Below are 1,745 nucleotides of genomic sequence, written 5' to 3' on the forward strand. Positions count from 1 at the left end.
CCGTGCAGCCCGCGGTCGCCCGGCGCTGGTTGATCAGGTCGACCACCGCCTGCCGCGAAGCCGCCGGCGGCCGAGCAGCCCGCGCAGCCGCCGGCTCAGGGCGGCGGGAACGGCGAGGTCGTCTGCAAGGGCTCGACCGTGACCCTGTCCGGCGAGGCCGGCGCACCCTTCGCGTCCAGCGGCACCTTCCCGATCGGCACCACGCTCAAGGTGACGAACCTGGACAACAACAAGAGCACCACGGTCAAGGTCGAGACCACGTCCGGCAGTTGCGTGCTGCTGAACAACGCCGCTTTCGAGCAGGTCCGCGAGCCCGGCAAGTTCCTCATCCGGCGAGCGGTGATCGAGAAGATCGGCTGAGCCCATGGGGTATGACGGCCCGGACCCATTGGTCCGGGCCGTCATGTACGTCTAGGTTCGTGCAATGACGGTGCCGATGCAGCGAACGCCATCGGATGCGATCGCGCTCAGGCTGCGCGGCCTGGTCAAGCGGTTCGACAGCAAGCTGGCGGTGGCCGGGGTCGACCTCGACGTCCCGGCCGGCTCCTTCTTCGGCCTGCTCGGCCCCAACGGCGCGGGCAAGACCACGACGTTGTCCATGGCCGTCGGGCTCCTGCGGCCCGACGCGGGCCGCGCCGAGATCCTCTCCCACGACGTGTGGGCCGACCCGGCGTCGGCCAAGGCCCTGATCGGCGTGCTGCCCGACGGCGCGCGTCTCTTCGACCGGCTGAACGGCGCCGAGCTGCTCGCCTACCACGGGCTGCTGCGCGGAATGGACCCCGCGACGATCGACCAGCGGGCCCGGGAGCTGCTCGAGGTGCTCGAGCTGGGCGTCGACAACCGCACGCTGGTGGTCGACTACTCGGCCGGGATGCGGAAGAAGATCGGCCTGGCCTGCGCGCTCCTGCACGGTCCCCGGCTGCTCGTGCTGGACGAGCCGTTCGAGGCGGTCGACCCGGTGTCGGCCGCGCTGATTCGGGACATCCTGCAGCGGTACGTGTCCGGCGGCGGCACGGTGATCTTCTCCAGCCACGTGATGGAGGTCGTCGAGCGGCTGTGCAGCCACGTCGCGATCCTGGCCGAGGGCCGGATCCGGGTCGGCGGCACGCTCGCCGAGGTGCGCCGCGACCGGTCGCTGGAGGACGTGTTCGTGCAGGTGGTCGGCGGGCGTACGGCCACCGGCTCGGAGCTCGCGTGGTTGTGAGTGCCTCGCCGGCGACCTTCGTCCGGCTCAAGATGCGTCTCACCCTGAACGGCCTGCGCGGCCGCACCACGCGGGTGGCCCTCTTCGTCCTCGGCATCGTGCTGGGCTGCTTCGGCGCCTTCGGCGGATACATGATCCTGGCCATCCCGGGCCTGCTCGGCGAGACGCGGGCGGCGACCGTGATGATGCCGCTGGCCGGCGCGGTGCTGGTGCTCGGCTGGCTGTTCCTGCCGCTGGTGTTCTTCGGGGTGGACGAGTCGCTCGACCCGGCCCGGTTCGCGCTGCTGCCGCTGAGCCGCCGGACGCTGATCACCGGCGTCTTCGCCGCCGCGCTGACCGGTGTGCCGGCGATCGCCACGCTGCTCGCCACGCTCGGCTCGGTGCAGTCGGCGGCGACGCTGGGAGGGGCGGGGGCGGCACTGGTTCAGCTGGTCGGCGTCTTTGCCGGGCTCCTGCTCTGCGTGGCGGTGAGCCGGGCCGTGACCAGCGCGTTCGCCACCGCGCTGCGCTCGCGGCGGGCCCGTGACCTGGCGACGGTGCT

General features: G+C 72.0%; 2 protein-coding genes and 1 pseudogene. All 3 read left to right on the plus strand.

The window, feature by feature from the left end:
* Positions 1-138: 138 nt before the first annotated feature.
* Positions 139-360, plus strand: a complete 222-nt coding sequence (locus tag AB0M20_RS41810; protein WP_364306904.1) for a hypothetical protein — start codon at positions 139-141, stop codon at positions 358-360.
* 64 nt (positions 361-424) lie between these two features.
* Positions 425-1,204: an ABC transporter ATP-binding protein gene (locus AB0M20_RS41815; RefSeq protein ID WP_364306906.1), complete on the plus strand. Its 780-nt coding sequence runs from the start codon at positions 425-427 to the stop codon at positions 1,202-1,204.
* 32 nt (positions 1,205-1,236) lie between these two features.
* Positions 1,237-1,745 (plus strand): annotated as a pseudogene (locus AB0M20_RS41820) (ABC transporter permease); the annotation flags it as partial.

It is taken from the genome of Actinoplanes sp. NPDC051633 (assembly GCF_040681735.1).
GTDB lineage: Bacteria > Actinomycetota > Actinomycetes > Mycobacteriales > Micromonosporaceae > Actinoplanes.